Source organism: Caulobacter sp. GSs2, assembly GCF_058680895.1.
This window is the reverse complement of sequence record NZ_CM178725.1, coordinates 3,147,649-3,174,258: the sequence shown is the minus strand read 5'-3', so window position 1 is coordinate 3,174,258 and position 26,610 is coordinate 3,147,649. Positions and strand designations below refer to the sequence as shown.

General features: G+C 67.9%; 29 protein-coding genes. 16 read left to right on the top strand and 13 right to left on the bottom strand.

All coding sequences use genetic code 11. The annotated features are described in order from the left end of the window. Positions 1-46: 46 nt before the first annotated feature. A complete protein-coding gene (locus ACW17Z_RS15435; RefSeq protein ID WP_492056637.1) occupies positions 47-1,498 on the top strand; it encodes a carotenoid oxygenase family protein in 1,452 nt (483 codons plus the stop codon). 112 nt (positions 1,499-1,610) lie between these two features. Here ACW17Z_RS15435 and ACW17Z_RS15430 read toward each other — a convergent pair whose 3' ends face one another. Together ACW17Z_RS15430 and ACW17Z_RS15425 are read right to left on the bottom strand one after the other, a co-directional pair. Beyond that, positions 1,611-2,414: a DUF1295 domain-containing protein gene (locus tag ACW17Z_RS15430; protein WP_492056636.1), complete on the bottom strand. Its 804-nt coding sequence runs from the start codon at positions 2,412-2,414 to the stop codon at positions 1,611-1,613. Positions 2,415-2,582: 168 nt separating this feature from the next. Beyond that, positions 2,583-3,806, bottom strand: coding sequence for an acetyl-CoA acetyltransferase (locus ACW17Z_RS15425; RefSeq protein WP_492056635.1), 1,224 nt, complete (start codon positions 3,804-3,806; stop codon positions 2,583-2,585). 60 nt (positions 3,807-3,866) lie between these two features. On the opposite strand from ACW17Z_RS15425, the gene ACW17Z_RS15420 reads away from it, so the two are divergent. Next, positions 3,867-4,880, top strand: a complete 1,014-nt coding sequence (locus ACW17Z_RS15420; RefSeq protein ID WP_492056634.1) for a winged helix-turn-helix transcriptional regulator — start codon at positions 3,867-3,869, stop codon at positions 4,878-4,880. 18 nt (positions 4,881-4,898) lie between these two features. On the opposite strand, the gene ACW17Z_RS15415 is transcribed toward ACW17Z_RS15420, so the two are convergent. The 6 genes from ACW17Z_RS15415 to ACW17Z_RS15390 all read right to left on the bottom strand — a co-directional run bounded on the left by ACW17Z_RS15415 (position 4,899) and on the right by ACW17Z_RS15390 (position 11,238). Beyond that, positions 4,899-6,533, bottom strand: a complete 1,635-nt coding sequence (locus ACW17Z_RS15415) for a glycosyltransferase family 4 protein (protein ID WP_492056633.1) — start codon at positions 6,531-6,533, stop codon at positions 4,899-4,901. 118 nt (positions 6,534-6,651) lie between these two features. After that, positions 6,652-7,653 carry an aldo/keto reductase gene (locus ACW17Z_RS15410; RefSeq protein ID WP_419320288.1) on the bottom strand — a complete coding sequence of 334 codons (1,002 nt, stop codon included), beginning with the start codon at positions 7,651-7,653 and terminating at the stop codon, positions 6,652-6,654. 164 nt (positions 7,654-7,817) lie between these two features. Then, on the bottom strand, positions 7,818-8,525 hold the full coding sequence (locus ACW17Z_RS15405; RefSeq protein ID WP_492056632.1) for a hypothetical protein: 708 nt from the start codon (positions 8,523-8,525) through the stop codon (positions 7,818-7,820). Between the two features lie 68 nt (positions 8,526-8,593). After that, on the bottom strand, positions 8,594-8,815 hold the full coding sequence (locus ACW17Z_RS15400; RefSeq protein ID WP_419254417.1) for an alkylphosphonate utilization protein: 222 nt from the start codon (positions 8,813-8,815) through the stop codon (positions 8,594-8,596). Between the two features lie 63 nt (positions 8,816-8,878). Continuing rightward, a complete protein-coding gene (locus ACW17Z_RS15395; RefSeq protein ID WP_492056631.1) occupies positions 8,879-9,790 on the bottom strand; it encodes a site-specific tyrosine recombinase XerD in 912 nt (303 codons plus the stop codon). Beyond that, positions 9,787-11,238 carry a hypothetical protein gene (locus ACW17Z_RS15390; protein ID WP_492056630.1) on the bottom strand — a complete coding sequence of 484 codons (1,452 nt, stop codon included), beginning with the start codon at positions 11,236-11,238 and terminating at the stop codon, positions 9,787-9,789. Before ACW17Z_RS15390 ends, ACW17Z_RS15395 begins: the two co-directional genes overlap by 4 nt. A gap of 106 nt (positions 11,239-11,344) precedes the next feature. On the opposite strand from ACW17Z_RS15390, the gene ACW17Z_RS15385 reads away from it, so the two are divergent. The 4 genes from ACW17Z_RS15385 (at position 11,345) to ACW17Z_RS15370 (ending at position 15,283) form a co-directional block, all read left to right on the top strand. After that, the gene (locus ACW17Z_RS15385; protein WP_419320281.1) at positions 11,345-11,914 is read left to right on the top strand and encodes a shikimate kinase; all 570 of its coding nucleotides are present in this window, start codon (positions 11,345-11,347) and stop codon (positions 11,912-11,914) included. After that, positions 11,911-13,023: a 3-dehydroquinate synthase gene (aroB, locus tag ACW17Z_RS15380; protein WP_492056629.1), complete on the top strand. Its 1,113-nt coding sequence runs from the start codon at positions 11,911-11,913 to the stop codon at positions 13,021-13,023. The genes ACW17Z_RS15385 and aroB overlap by 4 nt, the downstream gene beginning before the upstream one ends. A 186-nt stretch (positions 13,024-13,209) precedes the next feature. Then, positions 13,210-14,490 (top strand): hypothetical protein, encoded by a 1,281-nt coding sequence (locus ACW17Z_RS15375; RefSeq protein WP_492056628.1) that lies wholly within the window; start codon positions 13,210-13,212, stop codon positions 14,488-14,490. A 382-nt stretch (positions 14,491-14,872) separates the two neighbouring features. Beyond that, positions 14,873-15,283 carry a GreA/GreB family elongation factor gene (locus ACW17Z_RS15370; protein ID WP_492056627.1) on the top strand — a complete coding sequence of 137 codons (411 nt, stop codon included), beginning with the start codon at positions 14,873-14,875 and terminating at the stop codon, positions 15,281-15,283. Positions 15,284-15,287: 4 nt separating this feature from the next. Here the strand turns inward: ACW17Z_RS15370 and ACW17Z_RS15365 are convergent, their stop codons facing one another. Next, a complete protein-coding gene (locus ACW17Z_RS15365) occupies positions 15,288-16,214 on the bottom strand; it encodes an SRPBCC family protein (RefSeq protein WP_492056626.1) in 927 nt (308 codons plus the stop codon). Continuing rightward, entirely contained in the window at positions 16,211-16,552 is a 342-nt protein-coding gene (locus ACW17Z_RS15360; RefSeq protein ID WP_492056625.1) for an ArsR/SmtB family transcription factor, read from the bottom strand. The genes ACW17Z_RS15365 and ACW17Z_RS15360 overlap by 4 nt, the downstream gene beginning before the upstream one ends. A 98-nt stretch (positions 16,553-16,650) precedes the next feature. Here ACW17Z_RS15360 and ACW17Z_RS15355 point away from each other — a divergent pair, with 98 nt between their 5' ends. Together ACW17Z_RS15355 and ACW17Z_RS15350 are read left to right on the top strand one after the other, a co-directional pair. Then, on the top strand, positions 16,651-17,937 hold the full coding sequence (locus tag ACW17Z_RS15355; RefSeq protein ID WP_492058541.1) for an HlyC/CorC family transporter: 1,287 nt from the start codon (positions 16,651-16,653) through the stop codon (positions 17,935-17,937). 215 nt (positions 17,938-18,152) lie between these two features. Then, a complete protein-coding gene (locus tag ACW17Z_RS15350) occupies positions 18,153-18,527 on the top strand; it encodes a response regulator (RefSeq protein WP_419320275.1) in 375 nt (124 codons plus the stop codon). Between the two features lie 4 nt (positions 18,528-18,531). Here ACW17Z_RS15350 and cdd read toward each other — a convergent pair whose 3' ends face one another. Together cdd and ACW17Z_RS15340 are read right to left on the bottom strand one after the other, a co-directional pair. Beyond that, the gene (cdd, locus tag ACW17Z_RS15345) at positions 18,532-18,963 is read right to left on the bottom strand and encodes a cytidine deaminase (RefSeq protein ID WP_419320274.1); all 432 of its coding nucleotides are present in this window, start codon (positions 18,961-18,963) and stop codon (positions 18,532-18,534) included. A 178-nt stretch (positions 18,964-19,141) separates the two neighbouring features. Beyond that, positions 19,142-19,414, bottom strand: coding sequence for a BolA family protein (locus ACW17Z_RS15340; protein WP_419320273.1), 273 nt, complete (start codon positions 19,412-19,414; stop codon positions 19,142-19,144). Positions 19,415-19,472: 58 nt separating this feature from the next. On the opposite strand from ACW17Z_RS15340, the gene ACW17Z_RS15335 reads away from it, so the two are divergent. Together ACW17Z_RS15335 and ACW17Z_RS15330 are read left to right on the top strand one after the other, a co-directional pair. Next, on the top strand, positions 19,473-20,123 hold the full coding sequence (locus ACW17Z_RS15335; RefSeq protein ID WP_419320272.1) for a J domain-containing protein: 651 nt from the start codon (positions 19,473-19,475) through the stop codon (positions 20,121-20,123). 83 nt (positions 20,124-20,206) lie between these two features. Then, entirely contained in the window at positions 20,207-20,659 is a 453-nt protein-coding gene (locus ACW17Z_RS15330) for a hypothetical protein (protein WP_492056624.1), read from the top strand. Positions 20,660-20,685: 26 nt separating this feature from the next. Here the strand turns inward: ACW17Z_RS15330 and ACW17Z_RS15325 are convergent, their stop codons facing one another. Next, the gene (locus tag ACW17Z_RS15325; RefSeq protein ID WP_492056623.1) at positions 20,686-21,423 is read right to left on the bottom strand and encodes a phosphatase PAP2 family protein; all 738 of its coding nucleotides are present in this window, start codon (positions 21,421-21,423) and stop codon (positions 20,686-20,688) included. A gap of 154 nt (positions 21,424-21,577) precedes the next feature. On the opposite strand from ACW17Z_RS15325, the gene ACW17Z_RS15320 reads away from it, so the two are divergent. The 6 genes from ACW17Z_RS15320 to ACW17Z_RS15295 all read left to right on the top strand — a co-directional run bounded on the left by ACW17Z_RS15320 (position 21,578) and on the right by ACW17Z_RS15295 (position 26,566). Next, the gene (locus tag ACW17Z_RS15320; RefSeq protein ID WP_492056622.1) at positions 21,578-22,036 is read left to right on the top strand and encodes an RcnB family protein; all 459 of its coding nucleotides are present in this window, start codon (positions 21,578-21,580) and stop codon (positions 22,034-22,036) included. 74 nt (positions 22,037-22,110) lie between these two features. Continuing rightward, positions 22,111-23,121 carry a cobaltochelatase subunit CobS gene (gene cobS, locus ACW17Z_RS15315; protein ID WP_492056621.1) on the top strand — a complete coding sequence of 337 codons (1,011 nt, stop codon included), beginning with the start codon at positions 22,111-22,113 and terminating at the stop codon, positions 23,119-23,121. Between the two features lie 463 nt (positions 23,122-23,584). Further along, on the top strand, positions 23,585-23,839 hold the full coding sequence (locus ACW17Z_RS15310; RefSeq protein ID WP_492056620.1) for a hypothetical protein: 255 nt from the start codon (positions 23,585-23,587) through the stop codon (positions 23,837-23,839). Between the two features lie 121 nt (positions 23,840-23,960). Then, entirely contained in the window at positions 23,961-25,112 is a 1,152-nt protein-coding gene (locus tag ACW17Z_RS15305; protein WP_492056619.1) for an epoxide hydrolase family protein, read from the top strand. A 21-nt stretch (positions 25,113-25,133) separates the two neighbouring features. Beyond that, the gene (locus ACW17Z_RS15300; RefSeq protein ID WP_492056618.1) at positions 25,134-25,541 is read left to right on the top strand and encodes a GFA family protein; all 408 of its coding nucleotides are present in this window, start codon (positions 25,134-25,136) and stop codon (positions 25,539-25,541) included. Then, a complete protein-coding gene (locus tag ACW17Z_RS15295) occupies positions 25,541-26,566 on the top strand; it encodes a threonine aldolase family protein (protein ID WP_492056617.1) in 1,026 nt (341 codons plus the stop codon). Before ACW17Z_RS15300 ends, ACW17Z_RS15295 begins: the two co-directional genes overlap by 1 nt. Positions 26,567-26,610: the final 44 nt, after the last annotated feature.

Sequence of the window (26,610 nt, the reverse complement as noted above, 5' to 3'; positions counted from 1 at the left end):
CAAGACTGACTGGCGGTAAGCTGACCTATCTCTGATGGGGTCTGCCATGAAGATCGAACGCCTGCCGCCCGTTGTCACCTCGCTGGGTCACACCAACCACCCCTATATGACAGGGGCCTGGACGCCGCAGCACGAGGAGGTCAATGCCTGGGACCTGGAGGTGCTGGAGGGCGCGATCCCGACCGACATCGACGGCGTCTATCTGCGCAACACCGAAAACCCCGTGCACGCGCCGCTGGGCCGCTATCACCCGTTCGACGGCGACGGCATGGTCCACCAGATCGAGTTCAAGGACGGCCAGGCGACCTACCGCAACCGCTTCATCCGCACGCGCGGCTTCGAGGCCGAGCAGGAGGTCGGTGAAAGCCTGTGGGGCGGCCTCGCCGACGGACCGGGCACCTCCAAGCGCCCGGGCTTTGGCGCGCATGGCGGTCTGAAGGACACCGCCAGCACCGACATCGTCGTCCATGGCGGCGAGGCCATCGCCACCTTCTACCAGTGCGGCGAGGCCTATCGGCTGGATCCCCTGACCCTGGAAAACCTCGGCGTCGCCGCCTGGGCGCCGCTGGACGGCGTCTCGGCCCACCCCAAGGTCGACGAGGCCACCGGCGAGCTGTTGTTCTTCAACTACTCCAAGACCGCGCCTTACATGCACTATGGCGTGGTCGACGCCTCGGGCAAGCGCACCACCTATCAGGCCATCGACCTGCCGGGTCCGCGTCTGCCGCACGACATGGCCTTCACCAAGAACTATTCGATCCTCAACGACCTGCCGGTGTTCTGGGACCAGAACCTGCTGGAGCGCGACATCCACGCCGTGCGCCTGCACAAGGGCGTGCCCTCGCGGTTCGGGATCGTGCCGCGCCATGGCGGGCCGGTGCAGTGGTTCGAGGCCGCGCCGACCTATGTCCTGCACTGGCTCAATGCCTATGAGGACGGCGACGAGATCGTGCTGGACGGCTACTTCCAGGAAAACCCGACCCCGCGCCCGCTGGAAGACGCCCCCGATGGCCACGGTCACCTGATGGCCTATCTGGACGAGCACAGCTTCCGGCCCAAGCTGCACCGCTGGCGCTTCAACCTGAAGACCGGCGAGACCACCGAAGGCCATCTGGACGAACGCATTCTCGAGTTCGGGATGTTCAACCAGCAATATGCCGGCAAGCCCTATCGCTATGCCTATTCGACCACCGCCAAGCCGGGCTGGTTCCTGTTCAACGGCTTCGTCAAGCACGACCTGGAAACCGGCGAGAGCTGGTCGATCCAGCTGCCCGAGGGCCGCTACGCCAGCGAAGCGCCGTTCGCGCCGCGCATCGGGGCGACCTCGGAAGACGACGGCTATCTGGTCAGCTTCATCATCGACGAGAACCGGGGAACGTCGGAGTGCGTGCTCGTCGACGCCAAGCGCTTCGAAGTCGTTTGCCGGATCGCTCTGCCGCACAAGCTGAGCAGCGGGACGCATAGCGTCTGGGCCGGGCGGGCGATGTTGCGCGCCTAAGAAATCCTGTCATCCCGGAAGCCTCGCAGAGGCTATCCGGGACCCAGGGCCACTGCACTGCATTTGCCCCTGGGTCCCGGCGCGCCGCTTCGCTGCGGCCGGGATGACAAAGCTATTTTGCGGTTTCAACCTTCTTCGGAAACCACGGCACGAAGCCCGAGGTCCGCTGCACATAGGCCTCATAGTCCGGGCGCTTGCGACGCATCCGGCCCTCAACCGTCGGCACGCCGCTCCACTTGGTCAGCAGGAAGGTCATCAGAACCGGGGCCGGCAGGGTCCAGGCGCCCAGGCCTGTCCCGGCGGCGATCAGATACAGACCCCACCAGACGCAGGCGTCGCCGAAATAGTTGGGGTGGCGGGTATAGCGCCACAGGCCCTTGTCCATGACCTTGCCGGCGTTTTCCGGCTTGGCCTTGAAGGCGGTCAGCTGGGCGTCGCCGATGGTCTCGAAGGCGATCCCGACCACCGCAATGGCGGCGCCGACAAAGGCCAGAGCGCCGAGCGGCGCGGCCGAGCCGTGGCCCAACTGCACCGGCAGGGCGATCACGAACTGCAGGCCGTATTGCAGGGCGAAGACCAGCAGCAGGGACGCCTTGGCGAAGCTCCATTGCCGCTCGCTCTCCGCCAGGGCCATCATCGTCACATAGCGGCGGTCCGGTCCGTTCTTGCGCCAGCGCCACAGCAGGTAGCCGCCCAGCCGCAGCGCCCAGATCCCGCACAGGATCAGCAGCAGGTTGCCGTGCGGCGTGGGTCCCATCTGCAGCCACGAGGTCAGGGCGATCAGGCCCATGCCAAGGCCCCACCAGCTGTCGATGAAGCTGACATCCTTCAGCTTCAGACCGATCAGCCACAGCCCGAAAAAGGCGGCGGCCGAGACGGCGGCGTTTATGGCGAGGAGCTGGAGGATGGGGGTCATGAAGGGTCCGAAAGTTGTCGTCCAGATACGGTTGGTGCGGCGAAAAAGATCCTCCCCCTGAAGGGAGAGGCGACCGAAGGTCGGCGGGGGAAGACCGCAATGCGTCGCAGTACTTCCCCCTCCGTCGTCTGCGGCGACACCTCCCCCGTCAGGGGGAGGACTTGAGGGCTAGGTCCCCACCACGAAACTCACGGTCGTCGTCGTGGATCCGCCGATGTTCAGAGTCTGCACCGTCCTGGCGCCCTCGACCTGGGAGTCGCCGGCCGCGCCGGTCACCTGCTTGAAGGCGTCCAGGGTCATGCGCACGCCGGTCGCGCCGACAGGGTGGCCCGCCCCGATCAAGCCGCCGGACGGATTGATCGGCAGCCTGCCGCCCATGGCGATATCGCCGGCCTCGATGGCCTTCCAGCTCTCGCCGGGCGCGGTCAGGCCCAGATGGTCGATGGCCATGTATTCGGTGGCGGTGAAGCAGTCATGAGTCTCGACCGCGTCGACCCCCGAAACGTCCGGCGCGATCCCGGCCCGGGCGCGGGCGTCGAGGATGGCGCGCCGAACCTGCGGAAAGACGTAGGGCTCATTGCGGCTGTTCTCGATCTTGCGGGCATAGCTGATCGGGGCCGAGCGATGGCCCCAGCCCTTGATCTGCGGGAGGCTCTCCAGCGCGATCCCGCGCTTGTCGGCATAGGCCCTGGCGCGTTCGGCCGAGGCCAGGAACACCACCGCCGTGCCGTCCGTGACCTGGCCGCAGTCCTGCTTGCGGGTGCGGCCCTCGACCACGGGATTGGTCTCGTCGTTCTCGGTAAAGGCCTCGGGCCCGAACCGCCAGTCGCGGGTCTGGGCATTGGGGTTGCGGCGCCCGTTGGCGAAATTGATCTCCGAGATCGCCATCAGGTGCTCGTACTTCAGGCCGTAGCGGCGGTCATATTCCTCGGCGAGATCGGAGAAGGCGCGGGGCCAAAGAAAGCGGGCGTCCTGGAACTCGTGCCCCGCCCAGGCGGCGCTGCCCAGGTTCTCGGCGGCCTTCTGGCCGGGGACATTGCGCATCTGCTCGATGCCGACCACGCAGGCCAGATCATAGCGACCGGCCTCGATCTCGGCGGTGGCCGCCAGGATGGCGACACTGCCCGAGGCGCAGGCGGCCTCGTGGCGAGCGGTCGGCAGGCCGTCAAAGGCCGGATGCACCTGGCCGAACATGCCGCCCAGCAGACCCTGCCCCGCGAACAGTTCGCCGGCGAAATTTCCGACATGGCCGGTCTGGATCTCTTCGGGATCCAGCTGCGTCGCGGCCAGGCCTTCGCCCACGGCCTCGCCAAAGGCGTCCGCCATGTCGCGGCCCTGACGGCTCCAATTGGCCGCGAAGTCACTCTGCCATCCGCCCAGCACATAGACCAAGGCCGCCTCCCATGCTGCTCACCAGTCAGTCTGACTATACAAGTGACTTCGGAGGAGTCCATGCCCAGCGTTGACAGCCCGCCGCGCGGCGCCGCACCAAGCGCCATGGTCTCAACCGCACCAGCCGCCACCCGGCTCCCGACGCTCGTCCGCAAGAGCTCGGCCGCCCGTGCGCTGAACCTGATCGGCGACCGCTGGACCCTGCTGCTGCTCTATGCGGCCTTCATGGGCGTCAAGCGCTTCGACGGCTTCATCGCCATGACCGGCATGGCCCGCTCGCTGCTGGTCGACCGCCTGGGACGGCTGGAGGCGGCCGGGGTGCTGGAAAAGCGCCCCTACCAGCTTCGACCCGTTCGCCACGAGTACTGCCTGACCACCATGGGCAAGGACCTCTACGATTCGGCCCTGATGCTGCTGGGCTGGGAGATGCGCTGGCGACTGGACCCGGACTGTCCTTCGCACCAAATTATCCATAGCCCCTGTGGACAACCTCTGCGCCCGGTCCTGGTCTGCCAGGCCTGCGCCGCGCCGGTGAAGGTGCGCGACATCACCCTGACGCCCGGTCCCGGGGCCGGTCTGGAGCCGGCGCCCCGCGCCCGCCATTCGCGCCGGGTCAGCGACACCCAGGGCGCGGACGGCGCCGGCGGCACGCCGCTGCACCCGATGCTGGAGCGCTCGATCGAGGTGCTGGGCGACCGCTGGACCGCCCATCTGGTCGCCGCCAGCTTCTACGGCCTGACCCGCTTCAAGGATCTGCAAGCCGAACTGAAGGTGGCCAGCAATATCCTCACCGACCGCCTCTCACGCCTGGTCGAGCGCGGCATGCTGGAAAAGCGCCTGTATCAGACCCGTCCCGAACGCTGGGACTACAGGCTGACCCGCGAGGGCCGCGACTTCTTCCCGCTGATCGCCGCCCTGATGGCCTGGGGCGACCGCTGGCTGTCGGGCGAGGCCGGCCCGCCGGAAATCCTGACCCACGCCTGTGGCGTACGCCTGGTTCCCGTGGTCCGTTGCGAGGCCTGCGATGGGGCGGTGGATGTGCGGACGACCACTCTTGCTGGGTCTGGGTCTTGAAGCCCCGCAGGCCTTAGGTCAGGACCGAAGCGTCACCAGGCCCAGCTTGTAAAGCCACATCAAGGCCCGCACGCGGATCGGATCAACACCCTGGGCTCCCCTGACGAGCATGCTGACCGTGCTGGACTGGGCCGACGCCTGCCGGAGCAGCGCGACGATGGTGTCGCGCGGCAAGGTCACGGGGTCGATAGCGTAGCTCGCAACGCCAAGCTCCAGGAATGTCTCGATCGCCTGCGCACGCTTGAGATGCACCTCAACGGTCGAATTTTCGTTCAGCGTGCTGGTCGGATAGTCGGCGAACAGACGGAACGGGTCAGGCCGTCCCTGCCAGGGCGCCGGCGGCGGCGACCCCGCCGCCCTGCGCAGCTCGCCCAGGCCGTCAATCATCTCGACATAGCGCCCGAGGATGATCGGCCAATCATAGAGCTCACGGGCCCGGGCGTGACCCGACGCGCCCAGCTGTTCGCGAAGCTCGCGACTTTCGGCCAGGGCAACCACGCGGTCCGTCAGCGCCGCGAGGTCCACGACCGTCGCCATACTCACCCGGCCAATATAATAGTCGTAGGAGTCGCGATCCAAGGCGTAGCGCAAGGCCAGGTCCTCCCCGGTCCCGGCGGGCGGCAGGACCACCGGAACACGATAACCATCCACGCCATCGCGGACCGTGTCCTTGTAACCATCCCAGTCGCTGACCAGCACGGGAAGGCCCGCAGCCATCGCTTCGATCGGGGTCAGGCCAAAGGTCTCCTGGATATTGTCGGACAGGGACACAAAGACATCCGCCGCCTTCCAGGCCTTGTCATACAGATCGCTGTCCTGGCCATCGATCTGGAGAAACCGGACGCTCGGCGCCAGGTAGGCTCGCGCCTCCGAAAAGCCGGCCTTCGTCCCGGCATTGGGGTAGACGCCGGCCTCAAGACAAACCAGCGTCTTCCCGGTTAGGCGGCAGGCCTCCTCCAGCGCCTGGTAGAAGGCGGCGGGATTGGCCTTGGCATGGTAGGTCATGCGCCCGGCGAACAGGAAAGCTACCTCGTCGGACGACAACCCCAACGCCTCACGACCTGCAGAGCGCTGGACGTCACTACGGGCGAAATCCGGAACATTGACGCCGAGCGGAATGACCGGCAGCGCCACCGGATTGAAGCGCGTGGCGCCGGTATGTTCCGAAAACCAGGCCTTGAGCTCATCCTGCAACCTGGTCACGACAGACACGGCCGCGGTGGAGGTACAGATCAAGGCGTCCCAAGGCTGGAAGGGCGGCAAGATCACCTCGGCGACGTCGCTCATCGCCCTGGCGGTGCAAAGGGTGTGGGTCACGCCCACGAGGCTGTAGGCGGCGGCCCCAGACTGGTTTCGAACATGGGCCGCTTGCTTGCTGGGCGGCGCGGGCACGTAGAGCGCGCCAAGGTCCTTGAGGATATGATCACCTGACAGGTCCTGCCAGCGCAGGGAGCCTGTGAAGCCATCGCCACGAAGCTGATCAAACATCGCCCGCCCGGACGCGCGAAGGCCGTAGCCGGTGAGCTGGTCGGCTTTCCAACGACGCGCCATGCCCTTCATCAGAGCCTTGCCCGCACTCTGCCGGCCCATGATCTTGTTGTCGGTCGAGTAGCCATCGCTCGCGAAATAGATCGCGAAATTCATCTTGCTCATCGACGGACACCGCTCGCGACTGGACTTGCTGGAAGACGTCTCAAGCGGAAGGTCGAACCGGAAACGTCAAAGCCTAGTTAGGAAAAGTCGCTGTCGCTGTCGATGGCTTCCCGCACGCCTAGCGCCCCACCATCGCCAGACCGGCTTCGCTGTAGCGCTCGCCCTCGATGGCCGCTTCGGGCACGGCGGCGGCGATGCGCGACAGGTCCTCGGGCGTCAGGGCCACGTCGACCGCGCCGACATTTTCTTCGACACGGGCGATCTTGGTGGTGCCGGGGATCGGGGCGATGTCGGCCCCCTGATGCAGCAGCCAGGCCAGGGCCAGCTGGGCGGGGGTGATCCCCTTTTCGCCGGCGATCAGGGTCAGGGCCTCGACCAGCGACAGGTTCCTGGCCAGGGCCTCGCCCTGAAAGCGCGGCAGGCCACGGCGGAAGTCATCCTTGGCCAGGCCTGCGTTGGTGGTCAGGGTCCCGGTCAGGAAGCCGCGACCCAACGGGCTGTAGGGCACCAGGCCGATGCCCAGCTCGCGGATCGTCGGCAGGATCTCGGCCTCGACGCCGCGCGTCCACAGCGAATATTCGCTCTGCAGGGCCGCAACGGGCTGCACGGCGTGGGCCTTGCGGATGGTCGCCGCGCCGGCTTCAGAGAGGCCAAAGTGCTTGACCTTGCCCTCGGCGATCAGGTCCCTGACCGTGCCGGCGACATCTTCGATAGGCACATTGGGGTCGACGCGGTGCTGGTACAGCAGGTCGATGACCTCGACGCCCAGGCGCTTGAGCGAAGCCTCGGCGACCTCGCGGATGTGCTCGGGGCGGCTGTCGACGCCGACCATGCGGCGCACGCCGTTCTCATCCGGCGCGGCGATCTTGAAGCCGAACTTGGTGGCGATCACGACCTTGTCGCGGAAGGGCTTCAGCCCCTCGCCGACCAGTTCTTCATTGACGAAAGGACCATAGACCTCGGCGGTGTCGAAGAAGGTGACGCCCAGTTCGACCGCGCGCGCCAGCACCTTGAAGGTTTCGGCCTTTTCCGGCGCCGGCCCATAGGCCCAGCTCATTCCCATACAGCCCAGGCCGATGGCCGAGACCTCCAGACCGTCGCCGAGTTTCCGGGTCTTCATGGGGCAGCTCCTTGTCCGAGTGGACGGCGCGCTTCGGCGCCGGCGCGCGTAAGATGGGGCCTGGGACGGCCCTGCGGAAGCCCAGACGGTCGCATCGCGCCGCTGAGCGGCCTCAAGTCATCGCGAGCCACCAGCATTGCGGCCTGGAGTCGCCGCCGAACTCGCTAGGCCGCCAGGGTGAGAAGGCTGCCGGGCGGCATGTCCTGGCGAACCTGCTGATCCAGATCCTCGGTCATCCTGTCGAGGCCCTTCAGGTCGTCCTCGGCCGCCTTGACCTCTTCGGAGCGCTCGAACTTGCCCGGCTGGGTCAGGATGCCCTTGGTCTTGGCAGTCTGCAGCTCGTCCTTCAGGGCCCGGCTGACCTCGCGGGTCATCTTGATGAACGCCTGATCGCCCTGGACGTCCATCTTGGCCTCGTCCTCGATCGTCTTGCGGGCGTTCGCAGCGCCTTCGGGATCGGTCGCGGCGTCGGGCAGGCTGGCGAAGTCCTGGCTGTAGAGTTCGCCGGAGTCCTTGGCGGCCTTGCCGTAGTCCTTGACGGCCGCCTTCAGCTCCTTGGCCGCCGCAGCCAACGCCTTGGCCATGGCCTTGGGGTCGTTGGCGTAGATCTTCTTCAGCATTTGCAGCCGCTCGACCACCTGCTGGAGCCTGGCCTTGGCCCGGCCCTTGGCGTCGCCGATGGCGGTCTTCTTGCCGAGCCGCTGCTCCCTCTTGAGCCTGTCGAGCGCCTGGGCGGCCTCAGCCGCCTTCCTGGCCTCGGGCGCGTTGGGGGCCGGTGATGCGACCGCCGCCGCAGTCGTCGCCTGGCTCTTCGCGGTCTCGCCATAGGCGATCAGCGCCAAAGCGCCCGCCTGCGTCTTCACCGTCACCATCGGCCTTCCAGCCTCCTGCGGCGGTTCTCCGCCTGTCTGGAGGCCAGACCTAGCAAGCCAAGGTTAAGTTAGGCCTTCTTGACGAACTCGACGCGCAGGACCAGGCCGCGCACCTTTTCGACATTGGCTTCGATCTCGTCGGTGTCGCCGGTCAGGCGGATGTTCTTGACCAGCGTACCGCGCTTCAGGGTGACGCCGCCCGAGCCCTTGACCTTGAGGTCCTTGATCAGGGTGACGTTGTCGCCCTCGGCCAGGATCGTGCCGTTGCTGTCGCGGGTTTCGTCCGACATGGGGAAGTCCTTACAGTGGATAGGGGCTTCCTAAAGAGGCCGGCGGGCCGGCGCAAGGCGGCGCTAGCCCTTGCGGCCCAGCGGATGCTTGGATTTGACCACTTGGGCCAAATGGTCGCCCGCGACGTGGGTATAGATCTGAGTGGTGCCGATATCGGCATGGCCCAGCAGCGTCTGGATCACCCGCAGGTCGGCTCCGCCCTCCAGCAGATGGGTGGCGAAGGCGTGGCGCAGGACGTGGGGGCTGACCTTCTGGCGGTCGATGCCTGCGGCGATGGCGGCGTCTTCCAGCAGTTGCGAGACCCGCCTGGCGGTCAGTCGGCCCGACGCGCCGCGCGAGGGGAACAGCCACGGACTGTCTTTCACGCCCTTTGGCAGAAATTGCGGCCTTGCCTCCAAATAGGCCTTCACCGCTGTTCGTGCGGGAGGGTTCAGCGGGGCCAGCCTTTCCTTGCCGCCCTTGCCCTTGACGGTCAGGAAGGCCGGATCGCGGGCCAGGGCGTTGAGCGGCAGGGACAGCAGTTCGGAGATACGCAGGCCCGAGGCGTAGAGCAGCTCGATCATGCAGGCCAGACGCAGACCCTGGCCGCCGTCCTTGCCGGCCGCCGCCGCGATCAGGGCGTCGACCTCGCCGCGTGACAGCACCTTGGGCAGGGGACGGCCCGCCTTGGGCGCGACGACGCGGCGCGAGGGATCGTCGGACCGCCAGCCCTCTTCCAGCACGAAGCGATAGAACTGCCGCACGGCCGAGCGCCGGCGGGCGGCGGTGGCGGGCGACAGGCCCCTCATGCCCAGGTCCTGGAAATAGGCCTCGATGGTCTCGGCCGAGGCGACGTCGAGATCGCCGCCGACACGGGACAGGTAGCCCCGCGCGTCCTCCAGATCCTTGCCATAGGCCGTCAGGGTGTTGCGCGCGGCGGCCCGCTCGACGGCCATCATCTCGAGGAAGGCGTCGACCCAGCCGGCGGCGCTCATTTGGTCAGCTGCAGGGCCAGAAGCCCCTCGACCACCACCGCCCGGGCGTCCGCCACCAGGCCGACGCGGGCCAGGCCGCGCGCGATCCGGGCGCGGTCAGCAGGCGATGGGCCCGCCGCGCCGGCCTCGGTGGCGACCGACAGGGCCAGAAGCGCCGTCTCGCCCTTTAGCCCGGCTGCGGCAGCGTCGTCGATCAGCACCAGTCTGGCCGTCGAGCCGGCCGGCCGGCCCACGTCGAAATTGGCGAACTGGCCACGCGCCTGGGGGCTCATCGCCCCGCCCAGCGACGCCAGCAGCAGGGCCGCAGGCTGGGCCGGCGACTTGGCGCCGTTCTGGGCGCCGCGCTCGACCAGCCGGTCCAGGGTCTGGCTGTCGGGCTTGCCCGAAGCGGCCGAGATCATGGCGTCCAGCAGGGCCAGATCGGTGATCGTCGCGCCGGGGATCTGGTCCTGGGTCAGGCGCGAGCGGATCAGTTGGGCGGTCGGCAAGTCGCCGGCGACCAGGGCCGCGCGGGCGAACAGCACCGGATCGCGCAGCGGCGCCTGGGCCTTGGCCAGTATGGCGATCGACGGGGCCGAGCTCCTGGCGGATTCGATAAAGGCTGGCAGCCCCCTGGCCTGGCGCAGGAAGGCCAGGTCGGAGGTCTCCTGCACCGTCAGGTCCAGCCCCGCCAGGGGCGGCGGCGGCGGACCCGGCGGGGTGATCGCCGGCTTGACGGCGGGCGACGCCGTGGCGAGGGCCGCTGCGATATCCAGCCCCAGCTTGCGCGACAGGGCGTAGTTGATCCCGTTGCGCAGATTGGCCCCGCCTGGCGCTGTGCCGCTCAGCAAAGCGCCCATCAGACGGGCGTAGTCGGGGTCCTTGGTCTGTTGCTGGGCCAGGGAAAAGGTCAGCTGGGCAGCATCGTCCTGGCCGGCGCGCGCCTGGCAAAAGGTCCGCAGCCGCAGCCAGTAGCCGGCGCCGCGATCGGCGGTCAGGGCCTCGCCGATCCGGCAGGCCTTGTCGTCATCGCTGCGGATCAGGGCCGCCTCCGCCGCCGCCAGGGACAGCGCAGCGCTGTTGGCCACGCCCGGGGCGCGATCAAGCACAGCGTCGGCGCCGGCGGCTTCGCCCAGGGCGATCAGGGCCATGGCCCGCGCCGCGCCCAGATCAGGATCATTGCCCACGCCCGCAGGTCCGTTGGCGCCGGTCGCCAGCACCCGCCGCGCGAGGTCGGCAAAGGCCGGCGACAGCGGCCTTGCGGCCAGCCTTGGCAACACATCGCGCGCGATGTCGGGGGCCGTGCCCGTCCAGAGGTCGGGACCAAGGTCGGTCTGGGCGGCGGCGGTCGAGAACAGGTCCGGCGGCGCCAGGGACTGCACCTGAACCTGGGCAAGGGCCGGAAGAGCGGCGCCGGCCAGCAGGATGGCGAGGATCGGGGCGACTGCCCGGCGAGGGAACGAACGCATGCGAGACATCATGCTCCAGTTATGGCGCAACGCCATCTTCAGCGAAACTTGGCTTAAGCGAAACTTGGCGCTTGGGCCGAGCCTCGTGTAAACCCGCGACCGCATCATGACCGACGATCACGCCGCCTCGCTTGAGCCCCTTCGCCACCGCACGATCGTGCTGGTCGGCTTGATGGGCGTTGGCAAGTCCAGCGTCGGCCGCCGCCTGGCCCAGGCGCTGGATATGCCGTTCCGCGACGCCGACAACGAGGTCGAGGACGCCGCCGGCCGCTCGATCCCCGAAATCTTCGCCGAGCTGGGCGAAGCCGCCTTTCGCGACGGCGAGCGCCGGGTCATCGCCCGCCTGCTGGAAGAGCCGCCGCACGTACTGGCCACCGGCGGCGGCGCCTTCGTCAACGAAGAGACCCGCGCCCTGATCAACCAGCACGCCATCTCGGTGTGGCTGAAGGCCGATATCGAGCTCCTGGCCCGCCGCGTGGGTCGCAAGGACACCCGGCCGCTGCTCAAGAACCGCGAGCCGATCGAGGTGCTGGCCGAGCTGGCCGAGATCCGCAATCCCGCCTACGCCCAGGCGCAGGTTCATGTTCAGACCGGCGATACGCCGCATGCGGTGGCGGTGGACGCCGTGATCAGCGCGCTGCGCGATCGCCTGGACCAGGAGTCCTTTAAGCCATGATCCGCACCGTTCCCGTGGGGCTGGGCGACCGCGCCTATGACGTGATGATCGGCACCGGCCTGATCGACCGCGCCGGCGACTTCATCGCGCCGCTGCTCAAGCGCAAGCGCACCGCCATCGTCACCGACTCGATCGTCGGCGAGCACCATGGCGAGCGGCTGTCGGTCTCGCTGGAGAAGGCGGGTATCGCGGTCGATATGATCGTCCTGCCGCCCGGCGAGGAGACCAAGAGCTTCGAGGGTCTGGCCGACCTGTCCGATCGCCTGCTGCATCTTGGACTGGAGCGCGGCGACATCATCGTGGCGTTCGGCGGCGGCGTGATCGGCGATCTGGCCGGGTTTGCCGCCTCGATCTACAAGCGCGGCATCGACTTCATCCAGGTGCCCACGACGCTGCTGGCCCAGGTCGACAGCTCGGTGGGCGGCAAGACCGCCATCGACACCCCGCGCGGCAAGAACCTGATCGGCGCCTTCCACCAGCCGCGCCTGGTGCTGGCCGACCTTGACGTGCTGGCCACCCTGCCCGCCCGCGAGATGGCCTGCGGCTATGCCGAGGTGATCAAGTACGGCCTGCTGGGCGACTTCGCCTTCTTCGAGTGGCTGGAAACCAACGTCCACGCCGTGCTGGAGCGCGACACCGCCGCCCTGGTCCGCGCCGTGGGGCGCTCGGTGGAAATGAAGGCCGAGATCGTCGCCGAGGACGAGAAGGAAGCCGGCCGCCGCGCCCTGCTGAACCTGGGCCACACCTTCGGCCACGCCATCGAGGCCGAAATGGGCTTTGGCGACGCGCTGAAACACGGCGAGGCCGTGGGCGTCGGCATGGCGCAGGCCTTCCGCTTCTCGGTCCGCCAAGGCCTGTGCCCCAGCCAGGACGCCGTCCGCGCCGAAGCCGCCATCAAGGCCGCCGGCCTGCCCACCCGGATGAGCGACGTGCGCGCCGAGCCGTTCTCGGCCGACGCCTTGGTCGCCCACTGCGGTCAGGACAAGAAGGCCGAGGGCGGAACCCTGACCTTCGTTCTCATACGAGGGATCGGGGATGCGTTCGTCGCCAAGGACGTGGACCGCACGGCGCTGCGGGCGTTCCTGGTCGAGGACGGGGCGGCGGGTTAGGCCCGCTTTGCGGATGGGCCGCGATTTGTGATGCCGACCCCGTCAGCGACATTCTGAGGGTCAGCGTCTTGGCGGCATGATCCTTATCCGCTCGCTCCAGGCAGAAAAGCGAGTTGTAGCCGCGATTTGACTCGCGGTTTTCTAGCGATCTCCGTAAGGCCGCTTCCTCCAACGGGGGTAAGCGATATGAATCTGAAATCGATTGTGGCCGCCTTGGCGCTGGCAAGCCTGTGCGCGGCTTCCGCCCACGCAGAGACCGCAAAGCCGCTCACCTTCGTTGAGCGCCTGGCGCAAGCGGGGTCGCCGCTGACCCTCCTGCCGCAGGGCTTTTCAGGTCCGGGAGCCGCGATACTCTCGGAGGCTATAAGCGCCAGCCGGTATGTCCTCATCGGCGAGAGCCATTTTTCGCGCGAGATCCCCGCCTTCACCACGAACGTCTGTCGATTGATGGCGCCCGGCGGCCTGACGGCCATGGTCGTCGAGATCGGCCCGGAGGCGGCCGGCGTGGTCAATGCACGGCTCAGAGCGCCGAACCGGGAACAGCAGATTTCCGACTTCATGCGCGCCCATCCCGACGCCATGGCCTTCCTCAACGGCCGCGACGAAGGTCAGACGGCGGCCGATTGCGCGGGTGTCGCCGGGCCAGACTTCAAGCTGTGGGGGCTGGACCAGGAGTTCTTCGGCGCGAGCGGCTATTTGTTCGAACAGATGCTGGCGGCCGGTCCAGGACCGCTCGCCCGCGCCCAGATCAAGGCCCTGGCCGAACAGGAACGGGCGGCGATGCAGGCCGCGCTGGCCTCCGGCTCCCCCTTCGACCTGTTCCTGCTCAAGGTCACCGATACGACGCTGGATCAGGCGGCGACGGCCATCGATCAGGACGGCGGCGCCCGGGCCAAGGCGTTGTTCGCCGCCTTGCGCGAAACACGCGCGATCTATCAAGGCTCGCGGACCCGTACCGGCGATTCGAACGGGCGCAGGGCGCGGCTGATGAAGCGGACGCTGGCGACGCATTTCGCCGAGGCGCCGCAGGCGCGCCTGCTGATGAAGTTCGGCGCCTACCATCTCTACAAGGGCTACAATCCGCTCGGTCAGCGCGACCTGGGCAATTTCGTCGCTGAACATGCCGACGGAGAGGGCGTGAAGTCCCTCAACCTCATCGTCGCCGGCGCGAAAGGCGCGCTGGGCGGATATGCCGGCGTCGGCCGCCCGGTGACCGTGCACAACTTCGATGCGACCACCGGCAAGGACAGCGACTGGTGCAAGGACGTGATGCTGGCCCGCCCATCGGACACGCCGCCGGGCGACTGGTTCCTGGTGGATCTGCGCCAATTGCGCAGCGCCGATCTGGAAGCCCTGACGCCGGAATGGCGCGCGCTCATCCGCGGCTACGACCTTGCCGTTGTGGCCCCGGAACTGTCTGCGTCCACCGTGCTGGGGGCTCATGACGCCCCCTTGCGGACGCCGTGAAGGCCGACGTCTGACTGATTTTCCCTCCGCTCTCTCCAGCGAAAGCCGGGGAGAGCGGAGAGATGAAGCCGCCACCCCTTGACGCTCGCCTCCCCCCTTCCCATCTCTGCCTCACCAGAAGCGTAATGAACGCCGCTGGTCGCTTGAACGCAGGCCTCTAACCCCCGACGCTGACACAGCCCGGGGCGACGTTGAAAAGCCCCGAAACCTGCCTTCGCCCCTCGAAAGCCCAAGCGGCTTCGTAGCGAGACAGCCGGGGCCTTCCCGAAGAGATCCGCGTCCGACGACGCTCGCGCCCTACGGCGCGTCCAATCGAGCCCCCGCATGCGGCCTTGAGATCAAGGCGCCGGGAGAGGCTCAAATTCCCCCAAGAAAGCTGACTATGAACTTCCCCACCCACACCCAAACCCTGCCCACGGTCTATGTGACCGAGGCCGACCACGAGATCCTGTCCAACCTGGCAGACGCCGTCGCCGGCCGCGCTGCGGGCAGCCGCGTGCTGGCCGGCGAGATGGCCCGCGCCGTGATCGTCGAGGCCGGACAAGCCCCCTGCCCGTTCGTAGGCATCGGCTCGACCGTCGACTATCAGGACCTGACCAGCGGCCAGCCGCGCCGCGTGCGCCTGAGCCTGCCGCGCGACGCCAGCATCGACGAGGGCCGCATCTCGGTGCTGACCCCGGTCGGCGCCGCCCTGATCGGCATGACCGCCGGCGAGAGCTTCCACTGGACCGACAATGACGGCCGCCTGCGCGGCGTGCGCGTCATCCGGGTCGAGGACGGCGCCGGCGCTTAGCCCCTCAGCGTGAAACGATGAACTGTTCCAGCTTGCCCAGGGTCTGCAGCCCCAGCTCGACGGCGCCGAAGCCCTTGGCGTCCTGGAACTCGGCGACCGAGCTGAACACCATGCCCAGCGTGACCTTCGTGGCCCCGTCCTGATCCTCGAACGTGGCCCAGGCGTCGGCGTGTTTGGGGCCGTTCTCGCCCCAGTGCAGCGCGTAGCCGATCCGCGTCTGCGGCTGGACAGCGACATAGCGATGATGGTTCGGAAAGACCGTGCCGTCGGGCGCGATCATGTCAAACACCCACTCTCCGCCCGCGCGCAGATCGATCCGTGAGGTGCGACAGGAAAAGCCGTCTGGCCCCCACCATTGCGGCAGGGTCTCAGGGTTCATCCACGCGCCCCAGACGACCGATCGCGGCGCCCTGATCACCCGCTGCAGCAGCATGGTCCGCTCGGCCACGCCGGCCAGATTGTCGAGCCCCGCGTTGAACCCCTGGCGGTAGCCGACCTCCATATCCTCGGCCAGCGAGGACAGCTGCACCGTCACCCGCAGCCGGCTGTGCGGGCCGGCGGCCGACACCTCGGCGGTGACCAGCGCCGCAGACAGGGTCACGCCTTCCGACGAGATGACCTCGGAATTGACGCTGCGCGTCTCGGGCTGCAGCACCAGCCAGCCGTTCTCGCAGCGGATGTCGGGCTGGCCCTCAACCTTGCACAGCGAGATTTCGCGGCCGCCGACCCGGGTGTCGGCCTCCAGGAACTCCACCGTCACCGAGGGCGCGGGCGGCGCCCATACGGCCCGCGCCGCCGGGTCGGTCCAGGCCTTCCAGAGCACCGAGACCGGCGCGGCCACCTCCCGCTCGAAGGTCAGGGTGGCGAAGCGGCCCTGGCGGTCATCCCGCGCCGCGCCGATCATCCCGTCGGCCGCAAGATTCTGTGTCACGTCTCATTCTCCTTCATCACAGCCATCACAAAGGCGTCCAGGCGGTCGAGCCGGCCCTCCCAACTGACCCGCTGCTCGTCCATCCAGGTCCTCAGAGGGTCCATCGCCTCGGGCACGAAAGCGCAGGTGCGGACCCGTCCGTCCTTGGACGTGGCGATCAGCCCGGCCGCCTCCAGCACGGAAAGGTGCCGCATCACCGTGGGCAGGCGCAGCCCGGTGGGACCGGCCAGATCCGTCACCTTGGCCGGCCCCGCAGCCAGCCGGGTCAGGATCAATCGACGGGTCGGGTCCGCCAGCGCGTGAAAGCGCCGCGAAAGATCGGGGTCATGCTTAGCCATTGAGCTAACTATTACACCTTCAGCCGATTGGAAAAGCGAAAACTTCGTCGATTGGCTAAGTTTTCCGCCGGGCCGCCGTGGCGTAGAACACCCGGATGATCCTCACCGCCATCCTCGGCCTTGCGCCCATCGTCATCGGCCTGCTGGCGATCTCGGCCATGTTCTCGGCCGCCGAGACATCGCTGACCGCCGCCAGCCGCGCCCGGATGCACCAGCTGGAGCGCGAGGGCGACAAGCCGGCCAAGCGGGTCAACAAGCTGCTGTCGGATCAGGAGACGATGATCGGGGCGGTGCTGCTGGGCAACAACCTGATCAACATCCTGGCCTCGGCCCTGACGACCCAGGTGCTGACCGCCGCCATCCCCGGCCCCTGGGGCGTGGCCGTGGCCACGGCGGTGATGACGGTGATGATCCTGGTCTTCGCCGAGGTGCTGCCCAAGACCCTGGCCATCCTGAAGTCCGACGACGTGGCGCGCTTCCTGTCGGGGCCCACCCTGCTGGTCGTTCGGCTGTTTGGCCCGATCATCTACGCCATCCAGTGGATCGTGCGGCGCACCCTGCGGCTGTTCGGCGTGCGGCTGGACATGGCCGTCGACGTGCTGGCCGCCCACGAGGAGATCCGCGGCGCCGTCGAGTACCACCACTCCGAAGGCCTGGTCGAAAGCGGCGACCGGCGGATGCTGGGCGGGGTTCTGGACCTGTCGGACATGGACGTCTCGGAGATCATGGTCCACCGCAAGTCGATGGTGATGTGCGACGCCGACCTCTCGCCCCGCGAGTTGGTGGCCGAGGCGCTGGACGCCCAGCACACCCGCATTCCGCTATATCGCGACAATCCCGACAACATCATCGGCGTGCTGCACGCCCGCGACCTGCTGCGGGCCCTGGCCGAGTCTGAAGGCGGCATCGACGCCCTCGACATCGCCGCCATCCTCCGCGAGCCGTGGTTCATTCCCGACACCACCAACCTCAAGGACCAGCTCAACGCCTTCCTCAAGCGCAAGAGCCACTTCGCCCTGGTCGTCGACGAATACGGCGCACTGCAGGGCCTGGTGACCCTGGAAGACATCCTGGAAGAGATCGTCGGCGAGATCGACGACGAGCACGACACCAGCGTCGAGGGCGTGCGCGCCCAGATGGACGGCTCGGTGCACGTCGACGGCGACGTGACGGTTCGCGACCTGAACCGGGCCATGGACTGGGACCTGCCCGAAGACGAGGCCGTCACCATCGCCGGCCTGGTGATCCACGAGGCCCAGACGATCCCGGAGCCGGGCCAGACCTTCATCTTCTACCAGCACCGCTTCCAGATCCTGCGTCGCCAAAGGAATCAGGTCACCGCCCTGCGCATCAGCGCCAAGCTGGACGAGGGCGTGCATTTCTGAGCGGGCAGACGGAACGCATCTCGCCCGCCCGCGTTTTGTGGACCCTTCGGGCGTCGGTGGGAGAGCCCTTTGCAAGACTTGGCCAGAACCTCGGTCGCGGGGCGGGCGAAAAGTCTTCGAATCGCTCAACGGTTGCGAGACGGCGGCCTGACCTGTGATAGCGTTATCTTAACCCATTGCGCGGGCTCACCCCTGCGCCCTTCGGAGCTTGCGATATGAAGTCCCTGTCCGCTCTGAAAGTCCTGGTGGTCGAAGACGAGGCCCTGGTCTCCATGCTGGTCGAGGACATGCTCAGCGACCTGGGCTGTACGGTCGTTGGCCCGGCGGCCGAGATCGAAGAGGCCCTGCGCCTGGCCGGTTCAGCCGACATCGATGCGGCCCTGCTCGACGTCAATCTGGGCGGCCGTCCGATCTTCCCGGTCGCCGACGCCCTGAAGGCGCGCGGCGTGCCCTTCGCCTTCGCCAGCGGCTATGGCGAGGCGGGTCTGTCGGAAAGCCATCGCGGCGCTCTGGTCCTGCAAAAGCCCTTCCGCGAAACCGACCTGCGCCGCGTGCTGGAAACCCTGGCCGCCCAGACGGCCCTGCGCTGACAGCCTAATCCAGGTCGCGCGGCCCGAAGCTGTCGGGCAGCAGGCTCCAGAACGGCGCGCGCTGCGTCGTGACCCCATCCTGAACCGAGACGATTTCGCAGTCATCGGCGGCAAACTCGGCGATGCGTTGCCGACAGGCCCCGCACGGCTGCACCACCGCATTCGAGCCAGCGGCGATCAGCACCCTGGCGATTCGCCGCGAACCGGCCGTGACCATCGCGCCGATCGCGGTCTGCTCGGCGCAGGTGCCCGACGGATAGGCGGCATTCTCGACATTGACGCCCAGATGCACCGCCCCGTGCTCGTCGATGACGGCGGCGGCGACGGTGAAGTTCGAATAGCGGGCATAGGCCCGCGCCAGCAGCGCCGGCAAGGCGGCGGCCGTCTCGATTTCGGTCTGGATTTCGATCGTCCGGGCAGTGTCGTCGGCGCTCATGCCATCCCTCTTTCGGCGTCTCTTCGGGAGCGCGACACCGAAAGGCGGACCAAACACCGGTCCCGTCACGCGCCCAATGCTGAATCAGAGCCTGAAAGCCCTGCCCGGCCTGACCGCGCCGGGGGCAGAGGCAATCAGTCGCGGGGCCGGCGCGCAAGCCCTGCCGTCGCCAGAGGCTTCAGCTTTCGCCAGGCGCCGTCGCGACGATCGAAAGGGCGTGCACCTGCCCGGCCATTTCCTCGGCCAGCACATGATAGACCATGCGCTGGCGCGCCACGCGGGCCTTGCCCGCAAAGGCCTGGGCCTCGATCACGAGGTTGAAATGGCTCTCGCCCGCACCCGTGTGGCCCGCATGGCCCTGGTGGCGGTCACTCTCGTCCTTCAGGTCCAGCCTGGAGGGTGAAAAAGCCGCTTCGAGCTTGCTTCGAATGGTGTCTGATACGCTGCCCATGTCGCTCTCTCGCATGTCAATCCTTGAACGGAAATAGCTGCAGTTTACTCTGGGCGTCATGGCTCAAGAGTTTGAATATCGCCCGAAGTTTTTCGACATCCGTGTCCGCCCTCCAAAGGAGGGTGAGAGCGCGACGCCGGACGTTCTCGGCCTCAAGCCTGGCGAGAAGCGCTGCGACCATCCCGAGTGCCGTCTGGCCGGGTCGGCCAGGGCGCCCAAGGCCCGCAACATGCCCAACGAGCACTACTGGTTCTGCCAGAAGCACGCGGCCGAATATAACAAGAACTGGAACTTCTTCGCCGGCATGAACGAAGCCCAGATCCGCGCCGAGCAGGAGACCGAGAAGGTCACCGGCGGTCGCCCGACCTGGAGCTTCAAGGCCGACAGCCGCTCGCGCGAGGCCGCCGCCATGGCCGCCCGCGACGCCCGCCACATCGCCGACCCGTTCGGCCTGTTCCGGGCCCAGCAGCGCAAGGCCGAGGCCGACCGCGCCTCCGCCGACCGTCATCTGGGCAAGCTGGAGCGCCAGGCCCTGGGCGACCTCGATCTGGACGGCGGCGCCGACAGCGCGGCCATCAAGGTGCGCTACAAGGAGCTGCTCAAGCGCTGCCACCCCGACGTCAATGGCGGCGACCGCAGCGCCGAGCACAAGCTGGCGCGGGTGATCAAGGCCTACAAGACGCTGAAGAAGGCCGGCCTGACCACCTGATCTCACCGGCTCTTGCGGCTTTCCCCGGCTGCGGCCATTCTCCCGCCGCGTCCGCCCGGACGGGCGCGAAGGACAGCCACACCATGACGGACCGCGATTCGGGGACCACCCTTGTGGACCCCAGTTTGGCGAGCGCGCCCACCCCGGTGACGCCGACACCGTTCGGCATCCCGTGGAGCATCTGGTTCTGGGGCGGGCTGCTGTCCCTCAGCGGCGCCGCCTTCGCCCTGGCGCCGTTCCACGCCGCCGGCCTCTTGCGGACCCAGCTTGATCCCGCCGCCGAGCCTTGGGCCCGCATGTTTGGCCTGATGATCATCGCCTATTCGCTGGCCTATCACGTGGCGGGATGGACCGGCGCGCGCACCTATATGCGGGCCTCGGTGGTGCTGCGCCTGGCGTCCCCTCTGGCGATCGGGGTTCTGGTGCTCAACGACGACCTGCCCAAGGCGTGGATGGCCATCGGCCTGATCGACCTGGCCGGCGCGATCTGGACCGCCATCGAACTGAACTGGCGCCCCAAGGCCAAGGCCGCCTAGGGCCTGTTCCGCGACATTTGAAACAGCTATCGGGCCGGATTCCCTGGACCAGCTCGCCAGCGGCTCCAGGCGAAGGCCGCCAGCCAGCAGACCATCGCCCAGGCCGCGCCCACGCACCAGCCGGCCAGCACATCGCTGACCCAGTGGACGCCCAGATAGATCCGGCTCAGCCCCACCAGCAGCGACAGGGTCACCGCCGCGCCCAGCGCCAGGGCCTTGAGCCGCTTGCGCTCGGCAAACCGGGCGGCCAGGGCGCCCAGGGTCAGGAACACCACGGCCGACAGCATGGCGTGGCCGGAGGGGAAGCTGGCATTGACCGCCTCGACGGCGCGGTAGTCGACATCGGGGCGCTCACGCCCAAACAGCAGCTTCAGACCCTGGCTGATCGCCAGGCCGCCCCCGGCCCCGACCACAAGCAGCAACCCCTCGCCCCAGCGTCTGAGGCAGGCCAGCACGCCGAAGGCCAGCAGGATGAGCAGGGTCAGCACGGCCAGCGAGCCCAGGGAGGTGATGTCGACGGCCGCCACGTGCAGCCAGTCGGGGCCGATCAGGTCGCGCGGCCGACCGGGCTGGCGCAAGGCGTCGAGGATGGCCAGGTCGATGGCCCGGGTCTCGCCCTCGGCCACCTCATCGGCGATCGACAGAAAGGCCATGGCCGACAGGGCGGCGACCAGCAGGGCGGCGGTCGCGCCCAGTTCGCGCCGCGCCGCCCTCAGCAAGGCCGGCAGGTCACGTCGCAGATCAAGGGCGGAAAACAGGAGCATGGCGCCTCAACGCGCAAGGTCAAGCTTGGCTCCCGCGCCGCCAGCAGCGCCGTCCCCGGTTCCCAGGTCAAACATGAACAACAGCTGACTGTGGCCGTTCATGCTGGGGCCACATCGGCGTCACTAGGGTGGGGTCATCGAAAAGGAAACCGCCATGAAGCGCATCGCCATCACCGCTCTCGCCCTGTCGCTTCTGGCCGGGACCGCCGCCACCGCCGCACCGCAACGCTATGACGAGCGTGACAACGTCCGCTACGAGCAAGGGCGCCATGACGACCGCCGCGATGATCGCCGCGATCACCGCGCCGACGACCGCGCCGACCGCCGGGACGACCGCCGGGACGACCGCCGGGACTACCGCGCCGACTACCGGGATGATCGCAGGGACGATCGCCGCGACTATCGCAACGACCGCCGTGACTATCGCCACTGGGCCCGGGGCCAGCGCCTCGACCAGCGCTACCGGGACAACCGCTACTACGTCTCCGACTACCATCGCCATGGCCTGCGCGCGCCGCCGCGCGGCTATCGCTGGCAGCGCGTGGACGACCAGTACGTCATGGCGGCCATCGCCACGGGCCTGATCGCCTCGGTGATCATCGCCAACCGCTAAAAAGTGAACATGAGGGGGCGTCGCGACGCGGCGCCCCCTTCCCCTACCCTACGTCAAGGCGCTAATCGGATGGAATGCCCGAGTTCGCCGAAACCAGCTCCGCCGCCGATCCCCTGATCACCCTGGTCCCCGACAAGTGGGTGACGCTCCGCGACGCGTTCGGCGTCGACAGCGACATGAAGGTTCCGGCCTTCAGCCATCGCGACAGCCACGTGCCGGACATCGATCCGGCCTACCGGTTCGACGCCCAGACCACCAAGGCCGTCTGCGCCGGCTTCGCCAATGACCGTCGGGTGATGGTCCAGGGCTATCACGGCACCGGCAAGTCGACCCACATCGAGCAGATCGCCGCGCGGCTGAACTGGCCGCTGGTGCGCGTCAACCTCGACAGCCACATCAGCCGCATCGACCTGATCGGCAAGGACGCCATCGTCCTGAAAGAAGGCAAGCAGGTCACCGAATTCCGCGAAGGCATCCTGCCCTGGGCGCTGCAGCGCCCGGTCGCCCTGGTGTTCGACGAATATGACGCCGGTCGCCCCGACGTGATGTTCGTGATCCAGCGCGTGCTTGAGGCCGGCGGCAAGCTGACCCTGCTGGACCAGAACCGCGTCATCCGCGCCAACCCGTATTTCCGCCTGTTCTCGACGACCAACACCATCGGTCTGGGCGACACCACGGGCCTCTATCACGGCACCCAGCAGATCAATCAGGGCCAGATGGACCGCTGGAGCATCGTCACGACGCTCAACTATCTGGAACACGACGCCGAGGCCGCCATCGTGCTGGCCAAGAACCCGTCCTACGACACGGTCGAGGGCCGCCGCACGATCTCGGCCATGGTCCGCGTGGCCGACATGACCCGCAACGCCTTCATGAACGGCGACATCAGCACCGTCATGAGCCCGCGCACCGTGATCACCTGGGCTCAGAACGCCGAGATCTTCGACCACGACATCGCCCTGTCGTTCCGCCTGACCTTCCTCAACAAGTGCGATGAACTGGAACGCCCCACGGTGGCCGAGTTCTTCCAGCGCGCGTTCGGGACGGATCTTCCGGAAAGCGCGGCGCGGGTGAAGGTGGCTTAAGAGGCCGATCGCGCCACCCAGTTTTGCCGAACGCCCGTCTCGCGAGAGGCGGGCGTTTTACTTTGGCCTCGAGGCTTGGGGGTAGCCCGCCGTCAGTTGACTGGCTCAGCTAATCCCTTTGGCTGTCCGTGCCGACCGCGGACGCGCTGAAGTTCGGTTAGGGGGGAGTCGGGCGTGCGACGTCAACTCCTGACCGAGCGCGCACGGAACCCCTCTCTCAAAGAGAGCGGGAGAGGGTTTCAAAAGGTCCGCTAAGGGTCGGGACCAGATTCCAGGCCGCCGCAAACTTGTGGACATTGAGGATCAGCGCCGCAGGCTACTGTCGGTCCCGGCGAACGACCGCCAGGTCGGCAGAATATCGCGCGCTTGCTAGCCTCGTGCATCACCGACAGCATCTGGTCGCGGCCCGCCTGCGCGACATCAAGGGCTTTGCCCCATCGTCGCCCGTAGCCTGCTGGCCCAGTTGCCCGAACTGGGCAGCCTCAACCGACGCCAGGCCGCCGCCCAGGCTGGTCTGGCGCCTCATCCCAGCGACTCCGGCAAGCTGAGCGGACGGCGACACTCAGGTCCGGGACGTCAGGGCCTCAAGGCCTTCGCCGAGCGGCTTGCAGCCGCCGGAAAGTCAAAACGCCATATCCTCAACGCCGTCGCCCGAAAGCTCGTCGTCCTCGCAAACCCAGTGCTCGCTGAACTCAGGCCCGCAAATAAACTGGCTTGATGACAGCTTTTCCCCACAACTCCACGGGCGATAGCCCCGGCCTTCGCAGGGATAACACGGAAGTCTTGACCTCCCCCACGTCACCCGCCTGACCCTCTCAGCAAAACAGGGAGGAGCCGCCATGCCCACGCCGTTCAAGGTCGAGTGGAGCCCGCAGGCCATCGACAAGGTCCGCGACCAGATCCGGGCCTATGAGTTCCCCGTCGCGCCCGAGGGGACCTTCGCGGGCGGCGGCTGGAACCATGGCTGCGACGCCGACACCCTCAAGCGCCTGACCTCCTACTGGGCCGACGGCTTCGATGTGGCCCAGGCGCAGGAGACCCTAAACCGCTATCCGCAGTTCACCGCCCGGGTCGAGGACCTGGACATCCACTTCGTCCACGTGGTCGGCGAGGCGGGCGGCAAGCGGCCCCTGCTGCTGACCCACGGCTGGCCGGGCAGCCATTTCGAGTTCTGGGACGCCATCGAGCCCCTGGCCTTCCCCTCGCGGTTCGGCGGCGATCCGGCCGACGCCTTTGATCTGGTGATCCCGTCCCTGCCGGGCTTCGGCTTTTCCGGAAAACCCAAGGCGCCGATCGGCCAGCGGGCCACGGCAAGGCTGTTCAACACCCTGATGACCCAGGAACTGGGCTATGAGCGCTATCTGGCCCAGGGCGGCGACTGGGGCGGGCTGGTGACCTCATGGCTGGGGCTGGACCACGCGGCGCACGTCAAGGCCATCCACCTGAACATGATCGGCTTTCGCCCCCACGGCGCGCCTCAGGGCGAGGCCGAGGTCGCCTGGATCCAGCGCACAGCCTTCGCCATGGACATGATGGGCGCCTATCTGCGCCTGCAGGTCTCCAAGCCCCAGTCCCTGGCCTGGATGGGGGCCAATAATCCCGTCGGCCAGGCCGCCTGGATCCTGGAGCGCTTCCACGACTGGGCCGATCTGTCCGGCAAGCCCTTCGAGACGGTGTTCAGCCCCGACAAGCTGCTGACCAACATCATGCTCTATGTGATGACGGGCAGCTTCACGACGGCCGCCTGGTACTATCGCGGCGTCATGGAGGAAGGCGGCGTCACCCTGCCGGCCGGGACCCGATGCGAGACGCCCACCGCCTTTGCCAACTTCCCCGGCGAGGTGCTGTATCAGGCCCCGCCGCGCTCCTGGTGCGACCGGGCCTACAACATCCAGCGCTGGACCGAGATGCCGCGCGGCGGCCACTTCGCGGCGATGGAAGAGCCTGAACTGTTCGTCGAAGATGTGCGCGCCTGGGCCCGCCAGGCCTGACCCTGAAACCGGAGACCTCTGATGACTCTCAAGACCGGCGGCTGTCTGTGCGGCGCCATTCGCTACGAGATCGACGCCGAGTTCATGGGCGTCGCCGTCTGCCACTGCAGGGACTGCCAGTACGCCTCGGGCGGCGGCCCCAACTTCATCGCCATGGCGCCGCGCGACAGCGTGCGGTTCGTGGAGGGCGAGCCCAAACGCTATGACCGGCCGGGCGGCAGCGGCGCCAATGTCGGACGCGTCTTCTGCCCCGACTGCGGCACGCCCCTGCTGTCGGACATCGGCGCGCCGTTCCTGGCCGTGAAACTGGGTGGGCTGGACGACTCCGCCGATCTCAAGCCTGGCGTGCGCATCTGGACCAGCTCGGCGCCGCCGTGGCATGTCATTGACCCCGCCACGCCCGGCTTTCCAGAGAATCCGCCGTTCTGATGACCACAGCCCGCTACGACTTCGCTTCCGACAATGTCGCGGGCGCCATGCCCGAGGTGATGGAGGCGCTGGTCGCCGCCAATGCGGGCACGGCCTCGGGCTATGGCACCGACCATGTCAGCGCCGCCGCCGCCGACCGCATCCGCGCCCTGCTGGACGCCGACGCGACGGTGCGCTTCACGGCCTCGGGCACGGCGGCCAACGCCTTTGCCCTGACGGTGCTGGCCCAGCCGCACGAGGCGGTGCTGGCCCACGAGCATGCTCACATCTGCACCGACGAGACCGGCGCGCCCGGCTTCTTCGGCCAGGGCGTCGGCCTGATCGGCCTGCCGGGCGCTTCCGGCAAGATCGAGGTCACGGCGCTGGAGGCGGCGCTCAAGGAGCCCGACGTCTCCTACCGCCAGCCGGCGGCGGCCCTGTCGCTGACCACCGCCACCGAATACGGCACGGTCTATGACGAGGCCCACCTGCGGTCACTGATCACGCCGGTGAAGGCCAAGGGCTATGGCGTCCATCTGGACGGCGCGCGGCTGGCCAATGCCGTGGCGGCAGGCTTTGACCTGAAGTCGGTGGCGAAGATGGGCGTCGACATTCTGGTCATGGGCGGCACCAAGGCCGGCTCGACCCCGACCGAGGCCGTGGTGTTCCTCAATCCCGATCACGCCCGGCGCCTGGACGCCCGGCTCAAGCACGCCGGCCAGCTGGTCAGCAAGGGCCGGTTCCTGGCCGCCCCGTGGCTGGGCCTGCTGGGTGAAGGCACCGACGGCGGACCCTGGGCGGCGCGCGCGGCCCACGCCAACGCCATGGCCCGCAAGCTGGCGGCGCTGATGCCCTTCCCTGTCCGCCATCCGGTCGAGGCCAACGGCGTCTTTGTCGACATGGACGAGCCGGCGCTCGAGCGCCTGCGCGGCGAGGGCTGGTTCGTCTATCGCTTCCTGGACGGCACGGCCCGCTTCATGTGCTCCTGGGCCACGACGCCGGAGATGGTCGAGGATCTGGGCGCGGCCTTGAAGCGGGTGGCTTAGACCCGGCCGAGAACCCACGACCCGCTCTCCCCGGCGAAGGCCGG